At 45.7% G+C, this 24,929-nt stretch carries 25 protein-coding genes; all 25 read left to right on the top strand.

Annotated elements, in window-relative coordinates:
* The first annotated feature begins 458 nt into the window (after positions 1 to 458).
* The 25 genes from AC1U9Z_RS07585 (at position 459) to dxs (ending at position 24,916) form a co-directional block, all read left to right on the top strand.
* A complete protein-coding gene (locus tag AC1U9Z_RS07585; RefSeq protein ID WP_333531298.1) occupies positions 459 to 2,153 on the top strand; it encodes an FAD-dependent oxidoreductase in 1,695 nt (564 codons plus the stop codon).
* 188 nt (positions 2,154 to 2,341) lie between these two features.
* Entirely contained in the window at positions 2,342 to 3,967 is a 1,626-nt protein-coding gene (locus AC1U9Z_RS07580) for a stalk domain-containing protein (protein WP_479956700.1), read from the top strand.
* Positions 3,968 to 4,131: 164 nt separating this feature from the next.
* Complete coding sequence (gene spoIIIAA, locus AC1U9Z_RS07575; RefSeq protein WP_333531300.1) at positions 4,132 to 5,142, top strand: stage III sporulation protein AA; 1,011 nt, start codon at positions 4,132 to 4,134, stop codon at positions 5,140 to 5,142.
* Positions 5,136 to 5,654, top strand: a complete 519-nt coding sequence (gene spoIIIAB, locus AC1U9Z_RS07570; RefSeq protein ID WP_333531301.1) for a stage III sporulation protein SpoIIIAB — start codon at positions 5,136 to 5,138, stop codon at positions 5,652 to 5,654. The genes spoIIIAA and spoIIIAB overlap by 7 nt, the downstream gene beginning before the upstream one ends.
* A 17-nt stretch (positions 5,655 to 5,671) precedes the next feature.
* The gene (spoIIIAC, locus tag AC1U9Z_RS07565; RefSeq protein ID WP_011877419.1) at positions 5,672 to 5,872 is read left to right on the top strand and encodes a stage III sporulation protein AC; all 201 of its coding nucleotides are present in this window, start codon (positions 5,672 to 5,674) and stop codon (positions 5,870 to 5,872) included.
* Between the two features lie 18 nt (positions 5,873 to 5,890).
* Positions 5,891 to 6,277: a stage III sporulation protein AD gene (gene spoIIIAD / locus AC1U9Z_RS07560; RefSeq protein WP_479956698.1), complete on the top strand. Its 387-nt coding sequence runs from the start codon at positions 5,891 to 5,893 to the stop codon at positions 6,275 to 6,277.
* Between the two features lie 13 nt (positions 6,278 to 6,290).
* The gene (gene spoIIIAE, locus AC1U9Z_RS07555) at positions 6,291 to 7,463 is read left to right on the top strand and encodes a stage III sporulation protein AE (protein ID WP_479956695.1); all 1,173 of its coding nucleotides are present in this window, start codon (positions 6,291 to 6,293) and stop codon (positions 7,461 to 7,463) included.
* A gap of 10 nt (positions 7,464 to 7,473) precedes the next feature.
* Complete coding sequence (gene spoIIIAF, locus AC1U9Z_RS07550; RefSeq protein WP_333531304.1) at positions 7,474 to 8,094, top strand: stage III sporulation protein AF; 621 nt, start codon at positions 7,474 to 7,476, stop codon at positions 8,092 to 8,094.
* A 35-nt stretch (positions 8,095 to 8,129) separates the two neighbouring features.
* Positions 8,130 to 8,753: a hypothetical protein gene (locus tag AC1U9Z_RS07545; RefSeq protein ID WP_479956692.1), complete on the top strand. Its 624-nt coding sequence runs from the start codon at positions 8,130 to 8,132 to the stop codon at positions 8,751 to 8,753.
* Between the two features lies 1 nt (position 8,754).
* A complete protein-coding gene (locus AC1U9Z_RS07540; protein ID WP_479956690.1) occupies positions 8,755 to 9,357 on the top strand; it encodes a SpoIIIAH-like family protein in 603 nt (200 codons plus the stop codon).
* A 318-nt stretch (positions 9,358 to 9,675) separates the two neighbouring features.
* Positions 9,676 to 11,577, top strand: coding sequence for an acetyl-CoA carboxylase biotin carboxyl carrier protein (accB, locus tag AC1U9Z_RS07535; protein WP_333531307.1), 1,902 nt, complete (start codon positions 9,676 to 9,678; stop codon positions 11,575 to 11,577).
* A gap of 9 nt (positions 11,578 to 11,586) precedes the next feature.
* The gene (gene accC, locus AC1U9Z_RS07530; RefSeq protein ID WP_479956688.1) at positions 11,587 to 12,933 is read left to right on the top strand and encodes an acetyl-CoA carboxylase biotin carboxylase subunit; all 1,347 of its coding nucleotides are present in this window, start codon (positions 11,587 to 11,589) and stop codon (positions 12,931 to 12,933) included.
* A gap of 74 nt (positions 12,934 to 13,007) precedes the next feature.
* Positions 13,008 to 13,421 (top strand): Asp23/Gls24 family envelope stress response protein, encoded by a 414-nt coding sequence (locus AC1U9Z_RS07525; protein ID WP_333531309.1) that lies wholly within the window; start codon positions 13,008 to 13,010, stop codon positions 13,419 to 13,421.
* 351 nt (positions 13,422 to 13,772) lie between these two features.
* On the top strand, positions 13,773 to 14,309 hold the full coding sequence (amaP, locus tag AC1U9Z_RS07520) for an alkaline shock response membrane anchor protein AmaP (RefSeq protein ID WP_333531310.1): 537 nt from the start codon (positions 13,773 to 13,775) through the stop codon (positions 14,307 to 14,309).
* A gap of 22 nt (positions 14,310 to 14,331) precedes the next feature.
* Positions 14,332 to 14,553: a DUF2273 domain-containing protein gene (locus AC1U9Z_RS07515; protein ID WP_333531311.1), complete on the top strand. Its 222-nt coding sequence runs from the start codon at positions 14,332 to 14,334 to the stop codon at positions 14,551 to 14,553.
* 76 nt (positions 14,554 to 14,629) lie between these two features.
* Positions 14,630 to 15,064: a transcription antitermination factor NusB gene (nusB, locus tag AC1U9Z_RS07510; RefSeq protein WP_333531312.1), complete on the top strand. Its 435-nt coding sequence runs from the start codon at positions 14,630 to 14,632 to the stop codon at positions 15,062 to 15,064.
* Positions 15,065 to 15,128: 64 nt separating this feature from the next.
* Positions 15,129 to 15,980, top strand: a complete 852-nt coding sequence (locus AC1U9Z_RS07505) for a sulfide/dihydroorotate dehydrogenase-like FAD/NAD-binding protein (RefSeq protein WP_333531313.1) — start codon at positions 15,129 to 15,131, stop codon at positions 15,978 to 15,980.
* Entirely contained in the window at positions 15,973 to 17,376 is a 1,404-nt protein-coding gene (gene gltA / locus AC1U9Z_RS07500) for an NADPH-dependent glutamate synthase (RefSeq protein WP_479956685.1), read from the top strand. The genes AC1U9Z_RS07505 and gltA overlap by 8 nt, the downstream gene beginning before the upstream one ends.
* 251 nt (positions 17,377 to 17,627) lie before the next feature.
* The gene (gene xseA, locus AC1U9Z_RS07495; protein ID WP_479956683.1) at positions 17,628 to 18,824 is read left to right on the top strand and encodes an exodeoxyribonuclease VII large subunit; all 1,197 of its coding nucleotides are present in this window, start codon (positions 17,628 to 17,630) and stop codon (positions 18,822 to 18,824) included.
* Between the two features lie 36 nt (positions 18,825 to 18,860).
* Positions 18,861 to 19,733 (top strand): bifunctional 5,10-methylenetetrahydrofolate dehydrogenase/5,10-methenyltetrahydrofolate cyclohydrolase, encoded by an 873-nt coding sequence (locus tag AC1U9Z_RS07490; RefSeq protein WP_333531316.1) that lies wholly within the window; start codon positions 18,861 to 18,863, stop codon positions 19,731 to 19,733.
* Positions 19,727 to 20,356, top strand: a complete 630-nt coding sequence (locus tag AC1U9Z_RS07485; RefSeq protein WP_333531317.1) for a cyclodeaminase/cyclohydrolase family protein — start codon at positions 19,727 to 19,729, stop codon at positions 20,354 to 20,356. The genes AC1U9Z_RS07490 and AC1U9Z_RS07485 overlap by 7 nt, the downstream gene beginning before the upstream one ends.
* A gap of 17 nt (positions 20,357 to 20,373) precedes the next feature.
* Positions 20,374 to 20,607, top strand: coding sequence for an exodeoxyribonuclease VII small subunit (gene xseB, locus AC1U9Z_RS07480; protein WP_333531318.1), 234 nt, complete (start codon positions 20,374 to 20,376; stop codon positions 20,605 to 20,607).
* Position 20,608: 1 nt separating this feature from the next.
* On the top strand, positions 20,609 to 21,493 hold the full coding sequence (locus AC1U9Z_RS07475; protein ID WP_479956680.1) for a polyprenyl synthetase family protein: 885 nt from the start codon (positions 20,609 to 20,611) through the stop codon (positions 21,491 to 21,493).
* A 915-nt stretch (positions 21,494 to 22,408) separates the two neighbouring features.
* A complete protein-coding gene (locus AC1U9Z_RS07470) occupies positions 22,409 to 22,975 on the top strand; it encodes a hypothetical protein (RefSeq protein ID WP_333531320.1) in 567 nt (188 codons plus the stop codon).
* A 27-nt stretch (positions 22,976 to 23,002) separates the two neighbouring features.
* Positions 23,003 to 24,916, top strand: a complete 1,914-nt coding sequence (gene dxs, locus AC1U9Z_RS07465; protein ID WP_479956677.1) for a 1-deoxy-D-xylulose-5-phosphate synthase — start codon at positions 23,003 to 23,005, stop codon at positions 24,914 to 24,916.
* The last annotated feature ends 13 nt before the right edge of the window (positions 24,917 to 24,929 follow it).

Genomic DNA, 24,929 nt, shown 5'->3' with positions numbered 1-24,929 from the left:
ACCACCACAGTTTAGTTGTGAATCATGCGGTGGTCCAATGTATCCAGAGTATTATAAAGGGATACATGGAATTGAGTATAAAATTTCAGATGTTCTCTAGAAAAAGAAGACCGAGGCGCTTTTTGCCTCGGTTTATTTTATACTATTCAGAAAGTATACGATTTTAAGGATGATAGCATAAGAAAAGCTAAAGCTCACGCTATAGGCTGGCGTGAGCCAAGCTTTTCTAAGCCATTGGGACAGTGTGGGACAGGTTATTTGTCCCGGTTTTTACTATCCGCCTTTAGTTATTGGCATGTCTTAGGCTAGGAGACGATACTGGCTGTGGGCTATGGCCAATTAAAAAGCGGAGGGCTAAGGGCTGGTGGCTAAAGGAACTAAGCAGAGCTATTGAATCTTCTCTAGAATTAGAGTTATAATAATATTGTTTAAATAATGTAGAAATGGGGGAGCGATACTTGGCTAGCAAAAAAATACTGATTATTGGTGGTGTGGCCGCTGGCCCCAAAACAGCAGCCCGCGTTCGTAGGTTAGATCCCGAAGCTCAAATAACAATCCTGGAAAAGGGTCAGTACATATCCTATGCCGGCTGCGGCATGCCTTTTTATCTCTCTGGCAAAATTCATCAATTTGAAGAACTGTATTCTACCTCCTATGGTGTAAAACGTGACCCAGAGTTCTTTAAATCTGAACGTGGTGTAGATGTATTTACCGGCACAGAAGCCATTTCCATTGACCGTGCCAACAAGAAGGTTGTGGCTAAAGATGTGGCAACCGGTGAAGAAAAGGTTTTTGAGTATGACAAATTAGTGTTGGGGACAGGTTCCAATCCCATTACACCTCCCATTGAAAACCTTGATTTAGCAGGTGTCTATCGTTTAAACCACCTCACGGATGCGGAAGCCATTAAAAAAGCACTGGATGCTGGTGAAGTGAACGATGTGGTGATTATTGGTACCGGGTTTATAGGAATGGAAGCCCTGGATGCCATTTTCAGCCCCAGACGTGCTGTAACCATGGTAGAGTTCAAAGAAACTTTATTACCTGGCATCCTTGATCCCGATATGGGCAAACTGCTGTATAAGAGTTTATATGAACAAGGTTTAGAAGGACGCTTTGGTGAAAAGGTGCTTAAGTTAGAGGGTGAAGACGGTCGGGTAACCAAGGTAATCACCGATAAAGGAGCCATTGATGCCGATGCAGTTATTTTAGCTGTGGGTGTACGCCCCAATGTTAAATTAGCCCAAGAGGCTGGGCTCACCATTGGTGAAACCGGAGCAATTGCCGTCAATGAATATTTGCAAACCAGTGACCCAGATGTTTATGCCTTGGGTGACTGTGCCGAAAACACCAATATAATAACCGGCAAAAAGGCCTTTGCTCCCATGGCTACCTATGCCAACCGTCAGGGACGTGTGGTAGGTGACAATGTACTTGGTGGCAAATCGACCTTCAAAGGTATCCTGGGAACGGGCGTACTGCACTGCATGGATATGAACGTGGCTCGCACCGGTTTGGGTGAAGTCCAAGCCAAAGCCCTGGGCTATGATATTGAAACCATCACAGTGTCTACCTTTGATATGACGCACTATCACCCCGCAAGCAATAAGATCATCATTAAGATGATTGCCGAAAAAGGCAGCCAAAGGGTGTTAGGTATGCAGGGTATTGGTAAAGGTGAAGTGGCTAAGAGGGCGGACGTAGCAGCCACCATGATCAATTACGGTGGAACCCTGGACGATCTGTTAAACTTAGACCTTGGCTATGCGCCTCCTTATAATACACCCATTGATCCCATGGTTCATGCGGGTAATGCACTGAAGAATAAGTTGGATGGCATTGCTAAGACCTATACCCCGGAAGAAGTGCAAGCTAAAATAGAGAAGGATGAAGACTTTGTCCTGCTGGATGTTCGTCCACCTCATCAGTTCAATATGCGCAATATTAAGGACAAACGTACCCAACAACTTACCTTGAGTGAACTCCGAGATAAACTGGATCAAGTACCAAGGGATAAGGAAATTGTTACCGTATGCGTCATGGGGTCCCGGGCCTACGAAGGTGCCCGTATCCTGGAGGGTGCAGGATTTAATAATGTGAAATTTATGGAAGCCGGCATGGAAGGCTGGATCTTTGATCTGGACGATTTATAAGAAAACGTGAGGGCCTGTGCAATTTGCACAGGCCCAATTTAGTTATGCGCCATTAGCCAAAAGCGAACGGTGCATAGCTAAATTGGGATTATAGTCCTCTTTTTGGTGAGATTAAAAGGGTTTTTGCAAAGGGATCAAGAAAATTTAATTTAGAAGAAGAATCATTTTATATTACAAAGGAGGTTAAAATGAAAAAGTATCTTATTTTGTTGCTATCCCTGATGGTTTGTTTTTCTTTTATCCTGCCGGCGGGGGCCGGGGAGTTGTCCGGGGATAAAAGGGCTTTATTGGAGAAGATCAATACCAGTATCAGCGAAATGAATATGGACCTATCATCCACTGCCACCGGTTTTTCGGAATACAAATTAAATGAACTAACTGGCGGGGCATTGCTGATGGTACCTCAGTTAGCCAATATGCAGGGTGCTAAGATATCCTTTGACTATAATTTAAATGCACCTGCTGGACAGATGGGCATGCAGTGGAAAATGAATTATCAAGGGAAAACCTACCAGGGTGACCTTTATCTTGATGGATCAAGAATTATCTTTACCAAAGATTTTCTGGTCATGATCAAGGAGATCAGCCCTGCCACAAAGATACCGGACTTAAATACAATGCCCCAATATCTTTATGTGGATCAACCGGAATTTGCTCAGATGTGGAGCAGCCCGTGGCTTGGTTCCCAAATAAACCGGATACTGCCACTACAAAACGAATTGCTTACATTCTTTTTAGAAGCCATACCAAACAACACGATTAGCAGTAACGGCAGCGAGTTAAAGATTTCCATAAACCAACAACAGTTTGCCGCTTGTTTAGCAGGCATCATGGAAAAAGTTCAAAAAGAGCCGGAACGTTTTGCCGACCTGATGGCAAAGTACATCACAACCCTGGATCCCAACCAGAGCGATGATGAGCTAAGGTCAGAAATCCTGGCGGGTCTTAAAGAAGATAATAATAAAGTTACCAGTGCTGATGATATCGTCAAATCAATGGCTGAAGCGGGCCTGGAGTTTAGAAACTTGACCTATGTCGTACCCAGGGGTAAAAATGGCCCCGGAAGTTTCTCATTAAATATGGGTATCAAAAATCCAACCACCGCTGAGTCCCTCGGTGAAATGGATTTTAAAGTTGATCAAGTAAAAAATGGGGATAAAGTTACAGGCGACATGAATATGGAGATTAGTGGCGTAGTAAAGGAGCAAAACATTCGTTTTAGCCTTAAGCTGGTAGGGGATTATGACCAAACCAAAACCAATGCCACATCAAATACGGCCTTGACCATTCGTGTTGACCAGGGCTCCATGAAAATGTTGAATCTGGGACTGGACATCCTCTCCGAGGCCAAGGTTGATAAGAATGTTGAGATTTCGGTACCAGTATTAACACCGGAAAATAGCTTTAATTTAGAACAGTTAACCAATAAAGAAGAAGAGACTGTGCAAGCAAAGCTGCTTCCCGGTCTGGAAAAGTCAGTGCATGTGGTGATCAATGGCAAACCCCTTCATGCTGAGGTAAAACCAGTTATTAAGGAAGGTCGCACCATGGTGCCTCTGAAAAACCTTGCCGAGGCATTGGGGTGCAAGTTAAATATGATCAATGATCACGAACTGTACCTGGCCAAGGAAAATAACTATGTCATGCTCAGGCTGGGGGAAATAAAATACACGGTTAACGGTAAGGATAAAATACTAGATGTACCAGCCTTTGCGAAAAACGGCCAAATCCTGGTGCCCCTCCGCTTAATTGTCGAGGATCTTGGCTATCAGGTGAAAGCAGAGGGAGATGTGGTGTATATTACTGGTTATTAGTGGGTGTTGATTGTTGCCTGGCACCTTCGAATAAGAACTAAAACTAAACAGCTAAAAGCTGAAGGCTGAGGGCTGACGGCTAAAAAGAGTGCCAACTGGCACTCTTTTTTTTGGCATAAAATGGTTGTTTCCACAATATGTATAGGATAGGGAGGGGACAAACTATGTCTGTTTTGAGGCAATTACAAGTTCTTGATACCAATAAACTACCCTTGGATGAAGTGCTTAATTTACTTCCCCCCAACCTGCGTCAATTATTGGCTGAGCTTCCTCCGTCCATTAAAGAAGAGGTGGAGGAGATTCGGCTTAGGCAGGGACGGCCTTTGCTGCTGGGGTTGGCCCAGGGGGACTGTTTTGTCAGCGAGAGGGGCACAGTAACTGGTTCGCTGGCTGAGGCCTATGTTGTTAATCAGCAGGATGTAGAAAGAGCAACTCAACTGGTCAGCAGAAGTTCCCTTTATGCGCTGGAGGAAGAACTAAGGAATGGTTTTATTACCCTGCCCGGTGGGCATCGGGTGGGTATCACAGGGAAAGTCCTGACGGATCAAGGTGGTATAAAAAACATCAAATATATTTCCGGTTTTAATTTTCGTATTTCCAGGGCGGTATTGGGGGCTGCGGATAATCTTTTACCCTATCTTATTTCCCCGGAGGGGCGGTTTTATCACACGGTATTGGTATCGGCACCTCGCTGTGGCAAAACCACGATGCTAAGGGATTTAATTCGAAGACTCAGTGAGGGTATTCCAGAGTTAGGTTTTTCCGGTGTAACCGTTGGTGTGGTGGACGAGCGTTCGGAAATTGCCGGTTGCTTTAGGGGTATCCCCCAGCGGGATATTGGACCAAGAACAGATGTTTTAGACGCTTGTCCTAAGGCTGCTGGCATGATGATGCTGCTTCGCTCCATGGGACCAGCAATCATTGCCACCGATGAGATTGGACGGCAGGAAGATGTGGCGGCACTGGAAGAGGTTCTTAATGCCGGAGTAAAGGTACTTACCACCGTTCACGGTTCTTCTCTGGAGGAATTAGCCGATCGTCCAGCCTTACAATACCTCTTTAAAATTAAAGCCATTCAAAGGTTTGTTTTACTAAGTAGGTCAAGGGGAGTAGGAACGATAGAAGACATCATTGACGGCCGGACCATGAGGTCGTTGGGGGTGAAAAGGTGTTAAAAATAATTGGTGCCATGGTGGTAGTGGTGTTTTGTACCTTGATCGGCATGACCGTAGCCAGCAGCTATAGCCGTAGGCCCGGCGAGATACGATCACTGTTGAATGGCCTGCAAATCCTGGAAACAGAGATTTCCTATGGGGCGACGCCCCTGCCAGATGCCCTGGCCAGTGTTGCGTCACGTTGTGACCAAAGGGTAGCCCTGCTGTTTAGCCGGGCCAGTGCGGAACTAATGAGTATGAGGGGAGCCACAGCCAGAGAAGCCTGGGAAATTGCCTTAGGTGAGTATTATCCGAAGTCGGCTTTAAATAAAACAGACCGAGCCATTTTAATGGAATTGGGGACCAGTCTGGGTGTATCCGATCGGGAGGACCAAGTAAAGCATCTCGTACTGGCCAAAGAACAATTAAAATTAGAACATGCTAAAGCCGAAGATGCTTCCCAAAAAAACGCCAAGGTCTATAACTATTTGGGATTCCTAGGGGGACTGACAGTTGTACTAATCCTTATTTAAGAGAGGGGATAGGATGGATGGGCAATATTGATTTGATTTTTAAAATTGCCGGGGTTGGTCTGTTGACAGCCGTGTTGACAACACTTTTGAAAGAGTACAAAAAGGATGACTACGCTGTTTTGGCAACTTTAGGGGGCTTAACCGTAGTCCTTTTTTGGGTGGTGCAACTTCTGGGGGGCTTGTTTGATCAGGTAAAATCGGTCTTTAAGTTGTTTTAGAGAAAAGGGGTCAGGGCTATGGATATATTACAAATTGTTGGGCTGGGTTTAGTTGTCTGCATTCTCGCTATCATCCTGCGCCAGCAGAAGCCACCCATGGCTACATTATTGACCATGACAGCAGGCATTATCATATTTTTTATCATGATGCCGCAAATCGCAGCAGTATTTAATGTTCTACGGGATCTCGCAAGCCAAGCCCATGTAAGCATGGCTTACATGGGTACCATTTTAAAAATTGTAGGAATAGCCTACATTGCGGATTTTGGTTCCCAGATTTGCCGGGATGCCGGGGAAAGTACTCTGGCTTCTAAAATAGAATTTGCAGCCAAGATTATTGTGCTGGTGATGGCAGTACCTATTATTGTGGCGGTGCTGCAATCCCTAATAAAATTGGTGCCTTAAGGTGGGGAGAAGGTTGCCCAAAAAGATCATTTATACCTGGATATTGATATGTTTGCTCCTGGCTCCGGTACCAGTGCAGGCGGCACCTGAACAACCAAGTTTAAGCACCGGGGGGCAACTGGCTGAGCTGGAAATGAACAAACTGGAAGAGTTTATGGAACATCTTAACTCAGAAATTGAGGGAGCGGTTCCCGCGCTTAATTTTAAAGAACTGGTGACACAAGTAATGAAAGGGGACTTAGATTGGCAGGTTTCGGATATATTTACGGGTCTCTTTAAGTTTTTCTTTAAGGAAGTAGTAGCCAACGCCTCCTTGTTGGGCAAGCTGGTGGTCTTGGCGGTTATTTGTGCGGTCTTACAAAATTTAATGTCCGCCTTTGAAAAGGGAACCACGGGTAAATTAGCCTACTCGGTTAGTTATCTGGCCCTTGTTTCACTGGCCATTGGCTCCTTTACCCTGGCCGTTAATATTGGCATGGAAGCCATTGACAACATGGTTCTTTTTATGCAGGCATTAATGCCCCTTTTATTAACCCTCTTGGTCGCCATGGGGGGAGTGGCCTCCACGGCGATCTTTCATCCGATTATTTTTGGGTCCATAACCACCATTGGTACAGTCATAAAAGTTATCGTTTTTCCCTTGATTTTTTTCTCCGCGGTCTTAAACATCCTAAGCAACCTTTCAGAAAAGTTTCAAGTGTCCCGGTTAGCAGATCTGCTAAAAACAGTAGCCATGAGTGTGTTAGGTTTGTGTACAACCATATTTCTTGGTGTTTTTTCCATTAAAGGTGTAGCTGGTTCCGTTACGGATGGTGTTGCCATACGGACTGCGAAATTTGCCACCGATGCCTTTATCCCGGTGGTGGGGGGGATGTTCTCCGACGCTCTGGATGCGGTGATTGGTTCGTCCCTATTAATCAAAAATGCCGTGGGTATTGTGGGAGTTGTGATCATTTTTATCTTAACCATCCTGCCAATGCTCAAAATTTTTGCTGTGGCCTTTGTCTATAAGTTAGCAGGGGCTTTGATTCAGCCAGTGGGGGATAAACAAATGGCGGATTGTTTGACGAGTCTGGGAAAAAGCTTGCTAGGTATTTTTGCAGCTGTGGCCACCGTTGGCTTATTGTTTTTCTTTGCTATAACGATCGTTGTGGGCATGGGTGATTTAATGACCATGTTACGTTAAAGAGGGGTTGGTGTTTTTGGAAAGCATTAAAGAACTGGTACAGGTTCTGGTCATCCTCATCGTTATGGCTTTATTTCTGGAAATGCTGCTTCCTAACAGCCAAATGCAGGGTTATGTGAAGATGGTCATGGGTTTGGTGGTTATTGTAGTTGTTCTAGAGGCTGGGGCCAATTTAATCCACCAGGATTTTAAATTTGATTTACCGGCCCTAACCGCCAGAACCCAGGAACCGCCACTGGAGAGCCTTATTCATGATGGACAAAGGTTGGCCGGGCTGCAAAAACAGGAAGCCATGAAAGAATATCAGCAGGGCATTGAGAAACAGGTGCTGGCTTTAGCCAGGCTTCAAAGCAATGTAAATATAGCTGGGGTTAAGGTTACGACAACGGATGATCCCCAGGACCCCAATTATGGCAGATTAACCGGTGTGGTACTGGAGATTGCCAAGGAACCAGCGGATGATCGGCAAATAACAAAAATAGAGACGGTGGATATAGCCGTTGGAGGCTTGCCAGACAACCAGGATACTTCACCAATCAATAATAAGGAAGCCCAGCAAGTGGCACGGAATGTAGCAAATTTTTATAATATTCCCCTGGAGCAAGTTAGGGTTGTGGAGCGAAAAGAATAAAGGATTTGTGAAATACCCAAAAAGGAGGTTGTTCGATGAGCTGGTGGAAAAAACTCGTTGGCGATGGAGAAGAGGAGGGGCCCAAAAAAGAACAACTTAAAAAGGTCAAAATGATGATTGTAGGTGCTGTCATTGGCATAGGACTATTGATTATGGGTAGTTTAGGGCAGGAAAAACAAGTCCAATCACTTCCCTCAACCCCAGACAAGGTCGAAGTAAAGGCCAAGGAAAACCAAAGGGTAAATACAGCGATGGCCTCGGAAGAGGATTTTCTGGCCCAAAAGCTATGTGAAATGCTGGAACAAGTGAATGGTGCCGGGGAAGTAAAGGTAACCATTCGGCTGGAAAATTCGACCCTGACAGAATATGCCATCAATACATCCACCGGTAAGAAAACCACCCAGGAAAAGGACCAGTCCGGTGGCACCAGAACCCTTACGGAAGATACCGATACAGGTCAATTGGTATTGGTGACCCGTGGTGGTGAGGAAACTCCCGTCATGAGCAGAGAAATTGCCCCCACAGTGGCAGGGGTACTGGTTGTGGCAGATGGAGCAGATAATCCTCGGGTTAAGGCACAGTTGTTTAGAGCTACTCAGGTGGCTCTGGGAATTGAACCACACAAGGTTATTGTTATGGCCAGAAAGGCAGGTGCCTAATATGTCCAAGCGCTTCATGTTTCTCGGGTTATTAACGGTGGCGGGCCTTGCCTTATTAGCCGTGGGCTGGCAAGGAGGTATTCATGAGATTAAGGAAACGACGAATCTTACCAACAGACCACCGGTGCAGGAGGCTGCCCCCTTGGAGGTTGATGGGAAGGTTTTTGTTAAACCCGATAGTACCCCCTCGGGCAATGCCGTAGAGGTGCAGCAAGAAAAATCCCCGGCAGAGGTCAATGATGTCCTCAATGATAACGGCGGCTTCTTTGTGGAGTATCGTTTGGAGCGGGAAAGAAGCCGGGGGCATCAAATTGAGATAGCCAGGGAAATTATTAATAACACCCATTCGGACCCGGAGGTCAGGAAAAAGGCGCAGGAGCAAATGTATGTTATCAGCAATAATTTACAAAAGGAATTGGAGGTAGAAAGTCTGATTCGGGCTAAGGGTTATCAAGATTCTGTGGTATTCTTAGAAGGAAAAACAGTGACCGTTGTTATCCAAGCGAGGGATTTAACCCAAGAGGACGCCATTAAAATCACGGACTTGGTATCCCGCAGCACCCAGACCCAACCGCAGAATATCGTGATTATACCGAAGAGTTAACGCCATCCGCCGTCTGTCAGCCGCTTTTTTGCAGGTATTGCTGAAGGGTTATGGCGGGCGATGGATAGGCCCATGGCCTCGGGTCCATCCAGCGGTTGTTTTTAGCTGACGGCTAAAAAAATCTTGTCAAAAAGAAGGGCTTTTTGGTAAAACCATAGAATATTGTATACTTGTGCTTCTTTAGTAGCCAATCCTCCAGTACTTATATATAATCAACTATAGGATAATTTTTTTTACGGCAACTGACAAAGCTCAGGTTGTTGCACAAATACAATAACCTGAGCTTTCTGTTACTTATTGCTGGGGGAGGAGGAACGAATGAGTAACCATTTAAAAATTACTGATACAACCCTGCGTGACGGACACCAGAGCCTGTGGGCAACCCGGATGGCTACTGATGATATGCTGCCCATAGTGGAGAAGTTGGATCAAATGGGCTACCACTCTTTGGAGGTTTGGGGTGGCGCAACCTTTGATGTTTGCTTACGCTTTTTAAATGAAGATCCCTGGGAACGTCTCCGTTTGATTAAAAGGCATGTTAAAAATACCCCCCTGCAAATGCTACTACGGGGACAGTCTTTAGTGGGATATATGCACTACCCTGACGATATTTTAGAAGCGTTTATTCATAAAACCGTAGAAAGTGGTATGGATATTATTCGGATCTTTGATGCTCTGAATGATATTCGAAATATGGAAAAGGCCATCGAGGTTACCAAAAAGGCCGGTGCCCATGCCCAGGCAACGGTGGTCTATACCGTAAGCCCGGTGCATACCACTGAACACTATTTGGAAACTGCCCTGCGCTTAGAGGAACTGGGTGCTGATTCCATCTGTATTAAAGATATGGCGGGTCTTTTAGCACCGTATAAATCCTATGAACTGGTTAAGTTATTTAAGGCGCATCTCAGTGTGCCGATACAATTACACTGCCACTATATCGGTGGTATGGCAGTGGGTGCCTACCTAAAGGCTGCTGAAGCCGGCGTGGATATCGTAGATACTGCTTCGGTGCCCATGGCTTTCGGTGCCTCACAGCCACCGGTAGAGACTGTGGTACGGGCACTGAAGGGTACCCCCTATGATACCGGACTGAGTATTAAATCCCTGTTTGAAGTGGCTCAGTATTTTGAAGATGTGAGAAGATCACTGGGCCAGCAGCGGGGTGTAACACGGATTACGGATATGAGAGTATTTGAACACCAGGTCCCAGGGGGCATGATTTCCAACCTTGTATCCCAATTGGAAGAACAAAAGGCCTTGCACCGGATAGAAGAGGTGTTAGAAGAGATACCCAGAGTAAGGGAAGAACTGGGTTATCCGCCTCTGGTTACCCCAACCAGCCAAATTGTTGGCACCCAGGCTGTCCTAAACGTATTAACCGGGCAACGGTATAAATTGATTCCCGGTGAAGTAAAACTCTATGTGGAAGGCTACTACGGCAAACCTCCTGCCACCATTGATCCTGCCATTAGCCGCAAGGTATTAGGTGAAAAGGAAGCCATTACTTGTCGCCCTGCCGACTTGCTGGAGCCAAAACTGGATAAACTAAGAAATGAGATTAAGGATTTAGCCATCAGTCAGGAAGATGTCTTAAGTTATGCATTGTTTCCCCAGGTGGCACGTAAGTTTTTTGAAGCGCGCAAAAGGGGAGAAACGGGCCCGCATCGGAAGGAAGCATCCATTAAACCTGGGGCACCCGCCGATTTCAGCAGTACCAAGAGAACCAAGGAGGCCAGTAATATGAACCTTAGTGAATTAAGAGAGCTAATTAAAGTATTGGATCAAACGGATATTACCGAAATAGATCTGGAGAGCGACGGCGTTAAAGTATCAATTCGTAAGGGCGGCAAGGTAACAGCCAGTGTGACAACTGCCCCTGCTAAGCAAACAGCGGAAGCTCCGGTCAGTGAAGCACCACAGGCTGAAGCAACCCCTGCGGCAGAAGCCCCGGCGGCTGCAGCCCAGCCTTCAGATGATTTAATTGCTGTGACCGCACCCATGGTGGGTACCTTTTACAAAGCACCATCACCGGATGCCGCTCCCTTTGTTAAGGTAGGGGATGTTGTAGAGAAGGGCCAGACCCTTTGCATCGTTGAAGCGATGAAATTGATGAATGAAATCGAAGCAGAACATGCTGGTGAAGTTATGCAAGTTCTTGTTGAAAATGGCCAGCCGATTGAATATGGACAACAATTGTTCTTGATAAGAAAAAAGTAGGGAGAACACATGTTTAAAAAGATATTAATTGCTAACCGGGGTGAGATTGCCCTACGTATTATTCGGGCTTGTCGGGAGTTAAACATTAAAACAGTGATGGTTTATTCTGAAGCTGACCGTGATAGTTTAGCTGTTAGATTGGCTGATGAAGCGTATTGTATCGGGCCGGCTCCTTCTGGCAAAAGCTACTTAAACATTACCAATATCATTAGTGCCGCTGAAGTATCAGGGGTGGATGCGATCCACCCCGGGTACGGTTTTCTGGCCGAAAATGCAGGTTTTGCAGAAATATGTGAAGACTGTGGGATAACCTTTATTGGGCCTTCCCGTCATGCCATTGAATATATGGGGAATAAAGCTTTGGCCCGCAGCACCATGATCAAAGCCGGCGTACCAGTGGTGCCTGGCTCCGAGGGGGCCGTCAGCAATGAGGATGAAATTATGGCCACCGCCAAGGAAATTGGTTATCCGGTATTGATCAAGGCTTCCGCAGGTGGCGGGGGACGCGGCATGAGGGTAGCACACAGTGAAGTAGATCTGATGAAAGCTATCAATACTGCCAGGAACGAAGCCCAGGCAGCCTTTGGCAATGGGGATGTCTATTTAGAGAAATATGTGGAGCAACCCAGACATATTGAATTTCAAATCCTCGGGGACAACGAAGGCAATGTGGTTTACCTTGGGGAAAGGGATTGCTCTGTTCAGCGAAGGAACCAAAAGGTAATTGAGGAGGCCCCATCGGTTGCCCTGACCCCTGAATTGCGCCGGGAAATGGGTGAAACTGCGGTTAAGGCTGCCCAGGCGGTCAATTACTATAATGCGGGAACGGTGGAATTTCTCTTAGACATTAATAATAATTTCTACTTTATTGAAATGAATACCAGGATTCAAGTTGAACATCCTGTAACGGAATTAATTACCGGCATTGATTTAATTAAGGAACAAATCCGTATTGCTGCCGGAGAATCTTTGGGCTATGGTCAAGATGATATTCGGATTGATGGTTGGGCCATTGAGTGCCGCATAAATGCTGAGAATCCGGATAAAAACTTCATGCCTCACCCTGGTACCATTACTTTATATCATCCGCCAGGTGGTCCAGGGGTTCGTCTGGATAGTGCTGCTTTTGCCGGTTATGCCATCCCGCCCTTTTATGACTCAATGATAGGCAAGCTTATTGTCTGGGGCAGGGACAGGGATGAAGCCATTGCTAGAATGCAAAGGGCCTTGGATGAATTTGTCATCGAAGGGGTGCCAACCACCATTTCTTTCCATAAAAAGGTCCTGAATAACGCCTTTTTCCGTCGTGGTGAGGTCTATACAAACTTTATCCAGCGGCGTATGCTGCCCGACTAGTGCTGCAGTTGCTGTGACTAGTCCCAATATGCTATAATCACTATGAAGGATTGGATAATTTTGGAGGTGTAGCCATGTCAGATAATAAGCGTGATATTGTGGTTATGACGCCCCAGGATGGTTTGGGTGGTATCCGCATTGCTGATGATGTAGTAGGTGTAATCGCAGGTATGGCAGCAACGGAGGTTGCTGGTGTTGCCGGTATGAGTGGTGGTATCGGTGGCGGCATTGCAGAAATGCTGGGCAGAAAAAACCTGTCCAAAGGGGTAAAGGTTGAAGTCGGGGAAAAGGAAGCTGCCGTTGACCTATTTGTTATTGTGGAGTTTGGCGTGCGTATTCCCGATGTGGCTACCCAAATTCAAATGAATGTTAAACGTGCCATTGAAGGAATGACAGGTCTATCGGTGGTTGAGGTTAATATTCATGTGCAGGGAGTTACTTTCCCTAACACAGATACAAAAGAAGATGAGTCTAACCGAGTTAGGTAAAACTTAAAAGCAGCGAAAAAGATCGGAACCAATAGCAACATTGGTTCCGCATTTTATATTTTATCTCGAAAATTTTACCTTTGTACTTTCGGGAATAACTGAATGCAGCTATGAAAACTTTGTGTCAGCCTGAGCGATAGCGAAGGATCTAAGGTTTAGCTTTCCAAATGTTAGAAGATCCTTCGCTGTCGCCCGGGATGACAAAGATTTTTGGCAACACGGGTTCCTGGTTTTTCCTTAGAAAGTACCAGTAAAACTAGCATTTTTAATTTAAGCTGGTAATAGTATGCTAGTATAAATTGCTTTTATTTTGCAACAGTTCATAGTAATATAAAAAAGGGAGGGGATGTTATGAGCCCCTTTGACCGTATTTTACTCATTATTTACAGCCTGGTAATATCGGTTGGGTGCCTGTTGTCCTTAGCCATTGTCTCTGGTTGGTGGCAGCAACCTTTGCATCTTTTATGGCAAAGGCCCAACGTCTATGAGATGCAGATTTATCTTGCAATTTTTATAGCCATACTCTTATTACTGGGTTTGCGATTGTTGTGGGTAGCACTAAGCCGACGCCAAACCGGTAAAGCAGTGGTGCATGACTATATATTAGGACAAGTAAGAATATCAGTCCTAACCATTGAGAATCTGGTTAAGAAGGTGGTACACCAAATACACGGTGTTAAAGAGGTCAAGCCTAGGGTAGTGCAAACCTCACGGGGCCTGGCCTTGCATATTCGGGCGATTGTAGCTCCGGATATCAGCATTCCAGAGGTAAGCCGGGAAATACAGCAACGTGTTCAGGAATATCTCTCACAAACCACCGGGATAACTGTAAATGACATCAAGGTCATCGTAGATAACATATCCAACACCCGTCCTAGGGTAGAGTAAAACCAGCCAAAGGAGGGTGAAAATGCTAGCAAAAATTTTTGAAAAAATTGTCGAAAACCATAAGGGGAAAGCGATAGGGATTTTTCTTGGGCTGGCCTTTGGCTGGTTTGCCATCACTTACGGTTTTTTTAAAGCTTTATTTGTGGCCTTCTGTATCATCATTGGTTATTTTATTGGCAGAGGTATCGATGAAAGATTTGATTTTCGAAGGGCCATGGATTGGCTTTTTCGGGATCGTTGGTGAACCAAGGAAATATCTATGTAAGTACAGTTAATTGGGAAAACTAATTATAAATATTTGATTTTGAGGAGGTCCTAACTTGGGCAGAAGGCAGGCCAGAGAAACTGCACTGCAAGTATTATTTCAAATCGACTTAGGCAAAACCGAACCAAACCTTGCCCTCACGAATACTGCAGAGGAGTTTGGGGCTGGTCCCCAGGAGATTGAATTTGCCCGACAATTAGTTTGGGGTACCCTGGAACATCTAGAGGACATTGATGCGATGATTACCGGTGTGAGTAAGGAGTGGCAATTAAACCGTATGGCCAACGTTGACCGCAATATCATGCGGTTAGCTCTTTATGAAATAAAGTATCGATCTGATATTCCGGAAAGTGTGTCAGTAAACGAGGCATTGGAGTTGGCCAAGGTTTTTGGCAGCCCGGATTCCGCCCGTTTTGTGAACGGGATCTTAGGCAAGTTATTAGATAACAACAAGGACGAAGCAATAGCAGCCTTAGGCAATCAAGAATAAATAAATATAAAACCTTGATGCCCAAAGACCTAATTTTATATGCTTCGGAGAGGAGGAGATCAGGTTGTATCAAATCGTAGCAAAGAGAACCCTGGCACCAGCTATTCATGAGTACGAGATTCTGGCACCTAAAGTGGCCAAAAAAGCCCGGGCAGGACAATTTATTATTGTAAAAGTCGATGAAAATGGTGAAAGAATACCTCTAACCATTGCCGATTTCAACCGGGAAGCTGGTACTGTCACAATTGTTTTTGCTGAAGCAGGGTATTCTACCAAAAAACTTGGTCAATTAAATGCTGGGGATGCCGTCCAGGACTTTGTAGGTCCCCTGGGTGTTCCTTCCCATGTGGACAAGTTTGGCACCGTGGTGATGGTAGCTGGTGGGGTAGGTGTTGCCCCTGTATTCCCCATCGCTAGGGAAATGAAAGCAGCGGGAAATCATGTGGTGGGTATCATGGGTGCCCGAAACAAAGATTTGATTTTCTGGGAAGAACCCATGCAAGAGGCCTGTAATGAACTGCTTGTCACCACAGATGACGGCTCTTATGTACGCAAAGGCTTTGTCACGGATGTCCTGCGCGAATATATTGAAAAAGAAGGCAAACCTGCTATGGTTATGGCCATTGGGCCACTGCCGATGATGCGGGCTGTGGTTAATGTAACGAAGGAATATGATATTAAAACCATGGTTAGCTTGAACTCAATTATGGTAGATGGCACAGGTATGTGTGGTGCCTGTCGTGTGACCATCGGTGGCGAGACCAAATTTGTCTGTGTGGATGGACCTGAATTTGATGGCCACCTGGTGGACTTTGAAGAACAGATGATCCGTTCCCGTCAATATAAGTCCGAAGAGCAGCAAGCCCTGCAGAAAACCACCTGTGGTTGTGGTGGAGGAGGTAAGTGCCATGGCTAAAATTATTCCTAAAAAACATGCAATGCCTCATCAGGACCCCCAGGTAAGGGCCAAGAACTTTCAAGAGGTGGCCCTTGGCTATACAGAAGAGCTAGCTTTGGCAGAGGCTGAACGCTGCCTTAATTGTAAAAAACCACTGTGTAAGCAGGGTTGTCCCGTAAGCGTAGATATTCCGGAGTTTATTTCTTTAGTTAAGGAACGCAATTTTGATGAAGCCGCCAAGGTCATCAAACGTACCAATGCTTTACCGGCGGTTTGCGGACGGGTTTGTCCCCAGGAAAGCCAATGTGAGAAGTTCTGTATTGTTGGTAAAAAGAATGAACCAGTGGCCATTGGCCGTTTGGAACGTTTTGTGGGCGATTATATCGTAAATAAAGAAGCCGCCATTGAAAAGGCTGATCCCACTGGCTACAAAGTGGCCATTGTTGGTTCTGGCCCCGCGGGCTTAGCCTGTGCTGCTGACCTAGCTCGGCTAGGACATGCTGTGACCATGTTTGAAGCCTTGCATACCCCCGGTGGTGTGTTAATGTATGGTATTCCCGAATTCCGTCTGCCCAAACACATTGTGCAGAAGGAAATCGAAAACTTAAAGAAAATGGGCGTTGAAATTGAAACAAACGCCATTGTTGGTCAAATCACCTCTCTGGATGAACTATTCCAAGAGGAAGGTTTTGATGCCGCTTTTCTGGGCACCGGAGCAGGTACGCCCTACTTTATGAACCTGCCGGGAGAAAACCTAAACGGTGTTTATTCTGCTAACGAATTTTTAACCCGTTCGAACCTAATGAAAGCCTATTGTTTCCCAGCGTGTGATACACCCGTTAAGGTTGGCAAAAAGGTAGCTGTTTTGGGTGGCGGCAACGTAGCGATGGACGCAGCTCGGACGGCTCTGCGCTTGGGTGCCGAAGAGGTTTACATTGTTTATCGTCGTTCCCGGGCGGAACTGCCTGCTCGTTTAGAAGAAGTGGAGCACGCCGAGGAAGAAGGAGTAAAGTTCCTCTTCTTGACCAATCCAACCAAGTATGTAGGCAGTGAAGAAGGTTGGTTAACGGGTTTGGAGTGCCTCAAAATGGAACTAGGTGAACCAGATGCCTCCGGCCGCCGGAAGCCAGTTCCCATCGAAGGGTCTGAATATGTTTTACCAGTAGATGTAGTTATCGTAGCCATCGGCCAAGGGCCCAACCCCCTGCTCACCAGTACAACCCCGGATTTAGAAACCAATAAACGGGGTAACATCGTAGCGGATGAATCCGGTAAAACCTCCAAGGATGGGGTTTACGCCGGTGGCGACGTTGTCACTGGTGCCGCCACAGTAATCAAGGCCATGGGTGCTGGCCGTACTTCAGCCAATAGTATTCACGAGTATTTAATGTCTAAGGGACCCAAGAAAAACTAATTCCGCTAGGACAAAAGTGTATCGCTTCTACGGGGGCGATACACTTTTAGGTTTCATATTTAGATAAGTGAAACCCATCAAATTACCAGGTGCTATCGTTATCCCCCTGAGCGACTTTGGCGGAGCAAATGGGGATAACGATAGCACCCCCGCTGATGCAATATTACGAAGGATTTAAAGTTCTTCTTGACAATTTTGTAAAAAAACCTCAAACTTTTGTGTTAAATAAAAAACAGTGAAAGGGATACTCCATGAAAATCCTTTCGGTTTCAGAACTAACTAAATACATAAAGGATAAGTTTGAAAATGATTTCTTTTTGTCAAACCTATGGGTAAAGGGAGAAATATCAAATCTTAAGCTGCATAGTTCCGGACATGCCTACCTAACCCTCAAGGATAAGGACTGCAGTATAAAAATAGTCATGTTTCGCTCCCGGGCCAGGAGACTGATCTTCCGTCCGGAAAACGGCATGTCAGTAATTATTCAAGGCTACATTTCGATCTATGAAAGGGATGGCACCTATCAGCTCTATGCCGAGTCCATGGAACCAGATGGTGTTGGCGCTCTTTATATCGCCTTAGAACAATTAAAACAAAAGCTCGCCGCCCAGGGGCTTTTTGACAAGGAAAGAAAAAAGCCAATTCCCAGGATACCTAAAGTGATCGGCATCGTTACCTCTCCCACCGGGGCTGCCCTGCAAGATATGCTTAATATCATGAGACGCCGCTGGCCGAAGGTGCAGATCCTTTTAGCACCGGTTTTAGTGCAGGGTGAAGGGGCACCGGCATCCATTAGCAGAGGGATTGAACAAATGAACGGCCTGGGGACCGTAGACGTTTTAATTGTTGGCAGGGGCGGCGGTTCCCTGGAAGAATTGTGGGCCTTTAATACAGAGGCAGTGGCCATGGCCATTGCTAAATCTAAAATTCCGGTAATTTCAGCCGTGGGTCATGAAACGGACTTTACCGTGGCAGATATGGTAGCTGACTTGCGTGCCCCTACTCCCTCTGCGGCGGCTGAATTAGTGGTGCCAGATTGTCAAGAGATGGGTCGCTATTTAGGCACCCTGGAGAAACGGTTAGTAAAAGGGATGGCTAATTACCTGGACAAATCTAAACAGAGAGTCAAGCACTGCTTGGCCGCACCTTCCCTGCAAAGACCCTATCTGATCACTGGCAGCAGGCAACAAACCCTGGATCTACTAACCAATAATTTGCAGCGAAACGGCAAAATATGCCTAGCTGAGAGAACCTCTCAGTTGGCCAATTTAGCAGGAAAATTAAATGTACTAAGCCCCTTGGCCACCCTTGCCAGGGGATATAGTATCTGCAGTACAAGCAATGGGGATATCCTTAGCGATGCCACCAAGGTAGAGGTGGGACAGGGAGTGGAAGTAGTACTCCGGAAGGGTAAAATTTCATGCCAGGTTAAGGAAAAGCAAATTTGATGATTCGATTGATATTATTTTTTGGAAGGAGCCAGCATGACCACAATAATAGATGGAAAAAGAGTTGCAGCCATCCTGAGGGAAGAATTAAAGCAGGAAATTGCCACTGTCAAAGGGAAAGGTCTTGAACCTAAATTAGCCGTTATCCTGGTGGGGGATGATCCTGCTTCGGTGGCCTATGCCAAGTTTCTGGGCAAGGTCAGCCAAAATGCAGGTGTTTTGTTTGAACTTTATCCACTTTCAAAGGATTCTAGCCAAGAGGAAGTTATCCTCAAGATAAATGGCCTAAATGATGATAGGACTGTGCATGGCATTTTGATGATGATGCCATTACCCTCCCAGATTAATAAACAAAGGGTGATGGAAGCAATTTCGCCGTTGAAGGATGTTGATGGCTTGCATCCCTTTAATCGGGGACATTTGATTAGCGGGGGTATGTGTTTGCGTCCTGCCACTCCTTTGAGCTGCCTGGAGATCCTGAAACGCTCGGGTATTTCCTTGGAAGGAAAGCATATGGTGGTTGTGGGTCGTGGTGAAACAGTGGGTAAGCCGCTAATATTTATGGCATTGGCAGAAAACAGTACCGTAACGGTATGTCATAGCCGAACCAAGTGTCTAAGAGACTTTACCAGGCAGGGGGACATTGTAATTTCTGCGGTGGGTAAACCGGGGTTAATTACTGCGGATATGATTAAGCCCGGCGCAGTGGTAGTGGATGCCGGTATCTCTGAGGTTGCCGGCAATATCCTGGGTGATGTGGATTTTGCACAGGTTAAAGAAATAGCCAGTGCGATCACACCTGTACCAGGGGGAGTGGGCAGCCTAACCACCGTCCTGATGTTAAAGAACGTGCTTAAGGGAATGAAACTTCAGATGGCACATGAGATAGGAGTGAACCCCAGTTGTTAAGTTACCTTAATTGGTCCGTGGACGACCTTTTTACCAGGGCAGCAGCACCGGAACCAGAGCCAGGTGGCGGGGGGGTCTCGGCAATTTCTGCGGTCCTTGGCCTGGGCATGCTTGCCATGGTGGCCAAAATCTCCTTGGAAAAAGAGAAAGACCGGCAGCTAACGGATAAATTAAAGGAAATTCTGGTAATCCTGGGGGAAAACTCCTCATCCTTAAAGGCTTTGACCCAGCAGGATATGGAAGCTTACCAGGAGTTTCGACAGGCCCTGTCGCTGCCCAATAAAACCCCTGAGGAAAAAGCTCTGCGAGGAGAAAGGAAACAACAGGCTGCGATCCTTGCGGCAAAGGTCCCCTTGGAGATGGCCCACTGTTGTCTTCGGGGACTACGAGCAGCCAAAGACTTAGCCCATATTGGCAGCAAATATGCTATCAGTGACGTGGGAGTGGGCGCCAACCTGCTTGAAGCGGCCCTTAAGGGAGCTTTGCTTTTAGTGGATGCCAATATTCCTTATATAAATTTATCGAGTAAAACAAATGAATTGATAAGTCAAAGAACAACTCTTTTGGCAGAAGCAATAGAAATAAGTCTGGTTACCCAAAAAACAGTTCAAGAAAGAATGTAAAACTGGGGGACAAAACAATGGAAGAAAATAATCAAACCTTTGAACAGGCCTTGACCCGATTAGAAGAAGTTGTGCGAGAGTTGGAATCAACCCAGCTGCCCCTAAATCAGGCTTTGGATTTATTTGCCGAAGGGATTGCCTTATCCAAGTATTGCAACAACCTATTGGAGCAGGCGGAGCAAAAGATCAGTGTGCTAATGGCAGATGGTGAAATTAGAGATGCATCCATTGCCCTGTCAGGAGGAAATTGACGTGACCTTTAATGAGGAATTAAAACAGTGGTCAAAAGAGGTGGATCTTGCTTTAGAGCATTATCTGCCGTCTGCAGAGACCTATCCCATGGTAATTCATGAAGCCATGCGCTATAGTGTTTTTGCCGGGGGCAAAAGATTAAGGCCTATTTTGGTAATGGCAGCGGCCCGGGCGGTGGGGGGCAGCAAAGAGAAAGTAATGCCTGTGGCCTGTGCCCTGGAACTGATTCATACCTATTCACTGGTGCATGATGATTTACCGGCCATGGATAATGATGACTTTAGACGCGGACGTCCCACAAATCATAAAGTATATGGGGAAGCAATGGCCATCCTGGTGGGTGATGCCTTACAAACCTTAGCCTTTGAATTAATTGCCCAGGCCGCAGAAAATTTCCCTGCCGCAGCAGTCAATCGGGTAACCTGGGAAATAGCGAGAGCAGCCGGTTCAGGGGGCCTGATAGGTGGTCAAGTGGTTGATCTGCTATCCGAAAAGCAGGAAATAAATGGAGCCACCTTAGAGTATATTCATAGGCATAAAACAGGTGCTTTATTTAGGGCGGCCATCCGGGCTGGTGCCATTCTAGGTGGGGCCACAGACAGTCAATTAGAGTCACTGACCCAATACGCTGAACAAATGGGATTGGCTTTTCAGATAAAGGATGATTTGTTGGATATTGAGGGTGATGAGGTAAAAATTGGTAAGCCCTTGGGCAGTGATCTAAAAAATCAAAAATCCACCTACCCGGCTATTTATGGTCTGGCTAATACCAAAAAAATGGCCGCAAGTGCCGCGGCAGAAGCCGTCAATGCATTAAAAGATTTTAATCAGGAAGCGGAATTTTTAAGAGATATGATGCATTTTATTATCAATAGGGATCATTAGAAAAGCTTGGCTCGTTTATGCCCTTAAGGGTGCGCCAGGCATATAGCGCACCCTCTTTAGGGCATAACCTAAAGGTCACAGGCAAGCGACCTTCGCTTTTCTTAATACGATCATCCTTAAAATCTTATACTTTCTGATAGTGCTAAAATCAAGCTTGAGCGATTGTCCATTTGAAAGAAAGAGTTTTTAGCGAGAATTTAGTCTTTCTTTCTGTTCGTGGGTCTAGTTTAACTTCAGGTGACATTTGAGACAGAAGTTTTCACATGTTATAATTCATAACGTACTTGAAACATAAGTTAATTGTAAGTGATGCAGTATCCTAGTCAACATTACCCTTCTGAAGACGGGCCTAAAAATCCGTTAAGGGCACATCGATGAAGTTCCTGGTGCTGGCTTTTGACGCCCAGTTGGGGGCTGGTACTGGGAGTTAAGGGGATGGGGCGACCTGCAATGGCATGTGGGTATCGACCCCGTCCCCGTGGAGACCCAAGTGCGTGGGGAGTCGGAAACGGCGAACTATGGCTTGGTTGTTAACCTGCATGTGGTGGGAAGCTGCGTGCAGTGTAGCCTGACTTGAAGTGGCATTGGTGGATTCCTCTGGTACAATCATACATACGGGCCCGTATGTATGATTGTGGGTTGAAACCCTTGCTGCAAAAGAGTCTAAGAAGGATTAATGTTGTCGAGGAAAACTCCTAGGCTGTTCGGCACCTGCCGAGGCAGATCAGGGATTAAAGTGTGGACTAAGTGGTAATCTAGCTCTGAGAGCGGCGACGCCTCGGATAGGGTTTAAAGGGAAACCGCCGGTTTGGCGACAGCCGGTACCGCTATGGGAAAACCTGCTGGACCTAAGCCACAACATTTACCTGATCTGCTACTCACTTATTACTATTTACATAAATGGAGTGAAAATTTTTGGGAAACCACAAAACCAATGTTTCTAGTCGGTATGTTTTTTTTATATTCATTGGTTCATTCTCATTAGCTGTTCTTTTTTCATTGTTATCTGAAACTATGACAAGGATCGTAAAAAGTGTTATTATATCCTTGTCCGGATTGCTATTTATTATACTAATAGGAATTTTTGCTGATATTATTGGGACCGCAGTAACTGCTGCCCAGGAGGCACCTTTTCATGCCAAAGCCGCCAAACGTATTCGCGGGGCAAAAGAAGGTGTTTTTTTATTACGCAATGCCGATAAAGTTGCCAATATATGCAATGATGTGATTGGGGATATTGCAGGAACCGTAAGTGGTGCTTTAGGTATATCAATTATGGTTAAAATAATCAATAGTAATCCCAAATTAGATGCCCTATGGGCCAATATAGTAATGACCGCACTAATTGCCTCCCTAACAGTTTCCGGTAAAGCGATGGGAAAAGCACTAGCCGTAACCAGGGCAAATGATGTAATATTCTTTGTAGGAAGGTTTTTGGCATATTGGGATATTACGGACAAAAAGTCTGTTAAAAAGAAGTAAAAGGTCTAAAAAGAGGGTGGACATTGATTGGATTCCTTATTAAAAAATATTTCTAGTCCCAAGGATATAAAAAGCCTAAATATGAAACAACTGAAGGGTTTAGCTCACGAAATAAGAGATGTGATCATTCAAACCGTCTCTCAAACCGGTGGCCATCTAGCACCAAACTTAGGGGTGGTGGAGCTTACGATTGCTTTGCACCGGGTTTTTGAGACACCCCAGGACCGCTTAATTTGGGACGTTGGACACCAAAGTTATGTACATAAATTGCTTACCGGACGCCTGGAGCAGTTTGCAACTTTGCGCCAATATGGCGGTATCAGCGGCTTTCCTAAACCGGGGGAGAGTATCCATGATGCCTTTGCCACCGGCCATAGCAGCACCTCCATATCCGCCGCTCTGGGCATGGCTTTAACCCGGGATCTCAAGGGAGAAAATAATTCTGTGGTTGCGGTCATCGGTGATGGGTCTATGACTGGCGGTATGGCCTTTGAAGCGATGAACCACGCCGGCCATCTAAGGACCAATATGATTGTTGTCTTAAATGATAATGAAATGTCGATTGCACCAAATGTTGGAGCCTTGTCCGGGTATTTAAGCAGGTTAAGAACGGACCCCAAATATTCTAAGGGTAAAGATGAAATCTCAGATTTATTGCAAAAATTACCCCATGGTTCTAAACTGCTAAAATTAGCAGATCGGTTAAAGGACAGTCTAAAATATTTAGTGGTTCCCGGAATGCTTTTTGAAGAACTTGGTTTTACCTATCTTGGGCCAGTTGATGGACATGACATCAAAGCGGTTATTACCATGCTGCAGCAGGCTAAAACCGTAAGTGGTCCAGTGTTAGTTCATGTGCTTACGAAAAAGGGCAAAGGATATCAGCCAGCAGAACAAAACCCGGATTCTTATCATGGGGTGGGTCCCTTTGACCCGGATACCGGCGTAGTAAAGAAAAGCGAGGGCCCCCCAAGTTATACCGAGGTATTTGGAAAAACTCTTGTACAGCTGGCTAAAGAGGATGAAAGAGTGATTGGCATTACAGCAGCCATGCCCAGCGGTACAGGTTTAAACTACTTTGCCAAGGAGTTTCCCAAAAGGTACTTTGATGTGGGAATTGCCGAACAGCATGCCATAACCATGGCCGCAGGCATGGCTGCATCGGGGTATCGACCTGTGACAGCCATTTATTCAACATTTATGCAAAGGGCTTACGACCAACTCTTACATGATGTCTGCATGCAGAATTTACCCGTTACCTTTGCCATGGACAGAGGTGGTCTGGTGGGGGATGACGGTCCCACCCATCATGGTGTCTTTGACTTGTCCTTTTTACGCAATGTACCGAATCTAATCATTATGTCCCCGAAGGATGAAGCTGAATTACAACATATGTTTAAAACAGCTGTGTCCTATGATGGACCTGTGGCGATAAGATATCCCCGGGGCAATGGTGTGGGGGTTTCCTTAGCGGAGTCGCTAAAGTGTCTGCCCATTGGCAGGGGTGAAGTAGTAAGAGAGGGTACCGACGTTCTTCTCCTGGCCATTGGCAACATGGTACAGGAAGCATTAAAGGCTGCTGAGTCTTTAAGTGCCCAGGGTATTGAGGCTGCGGTGATCAATGCCCGGTTTGCCAAGCCCCTGGATGAAGAACTTATCTTAAACTATGTTAAACGTATTGGGAATGTCGTAACCATAGAAGAACATGTTCTGGCTGGGGGTTTTGGCAGTGCTGTTCTTGAGCTAATCGAATCAGCCGAACTTACGGATATCAAAATAAAAAGAATGGGCATTCCCGATGAATTTGTTGAACATGGCACCCAAGACATCTTAAGGGCCAATTATAACTTGACGTCTAATGGAATTGTTGATACTGTACTAAAAAATGGTGTACAAAACACGAAAATTCGTTCTTTAAAAGCTGTTCTTAAAAAAAGATAGTTGGCCATGCTGC

The sequence above is a fragment of the Desulfotomaculum sp. genome (genome assembly GCF_982386235.1).
This window is presented reverse-complemented; position numbering and strand designations above follow the sequence as displayed.

Excerpts from the sequence above, each read along its gene's own strand:
- AC1U9Z_RS07580 (WP_479956700.1), top strand. The coding sequence starts at position 2,342 with ATGAAAAAGTATCTTATTTTGTTGCTATCCCTGATGGTTTGTTTTTCT.
- spoIIIAA (WP_333531300.1), top strand. The coding sequence starts at position 4,132 with ATGTCTGTTTTGAGGCAATTACAAGTTCTTGATACCAATAAACTACCC.
- spoIIIAC (WP_011877419.1), top strand. The coding sequence starts at position 5,672 with ATGGGCAATATTGATTTGATTTTTAAAATTGCCGGGGTTGGTCTGTTG.
- spoIIIAD (WP_479956698.1), top strand. The coding sequence starts at position 5,891 with ATGGATATATTACAAATTGTTGGGCTGGGTTTAGTTGTCTGCATTCTC.
- AC1U9Z_RS07545 (WP_479956692.1), top strand. The coding sequence starts at position 8,130 with ATGAGCTGGTGGAAAAAACTCGTTGGCGATGGAGAAGAGGAGGGGCCC.
- AC1U9Z_RS07540 (WP_479956690.1), top strand. The coding sequence starts at position 8,755 with ATGTCCAAGCGCTTCATGTTTCTCGGGTTATTAACGGTGGCGGGCCTT.
- accB (WP_333531307.1), top strand. The coding sequence starts at position 9,676 with ATGAGTAACCATTTAAAAATTACTGATACAACCCTGCGTGACGGACAC.
- accC (WP_479956688.1), top strand. The coding sequence starts at position 11,587 with ATGTTTAAAAAGATATTAATTGCTAACCGGGGTGAGATTGCCCTACGT.
- AC1U9Z_RS07525 (WP_333531309.1), top strand. The coding sequence starts at position 13,008 with ATGTCAGATAATAAGCGTGATATTGTGGTTATGACGCCCCAGGATGGT.
- amaP (WP_333531310.1), top strand. The coding sequence starts at position 13,773 with ATGAGCCCCTTTGACCGTATTTTACTCATTATTTACAGCCTGGTAATA.
- AC1U9Z_RS07515 (WP_333531311.1), top strand. The coding sequence starts at position 14,332 with ATGCTAGCAAAAATTTTTGAAAAAATTGTCGAAAACCATAAGGGGAAA.
- gltA (WP_479956685.1), top strand. The coding sequence starts at position 15,973 with ATGGCTAAAATTATTCCTAAAAAACATGCAATGCCTCATCAGGACCCC.
- xseA (WP_479956683.1), top strand. The coding sequence starts at position 17,628 with ATGAAAATCCTTTCGGTTTCAGAACTAACTAAATACATAAAGGATAAG.
- AC1U9Z_RS07490 (WP_333531316.1), top strand. The coding sequence starts at position 18,861 with ATGACCACAATAATAGATGGAAAAAGAGTTGCAGCCATCCTGAGGGAA.
- xseB (WP_333531318.1), top strand. The coding sequence starts at position 20,374 with ATGGAAGAAAATAATCAAACCTTTGAACAGGCCTTGACCCGATTAGAA.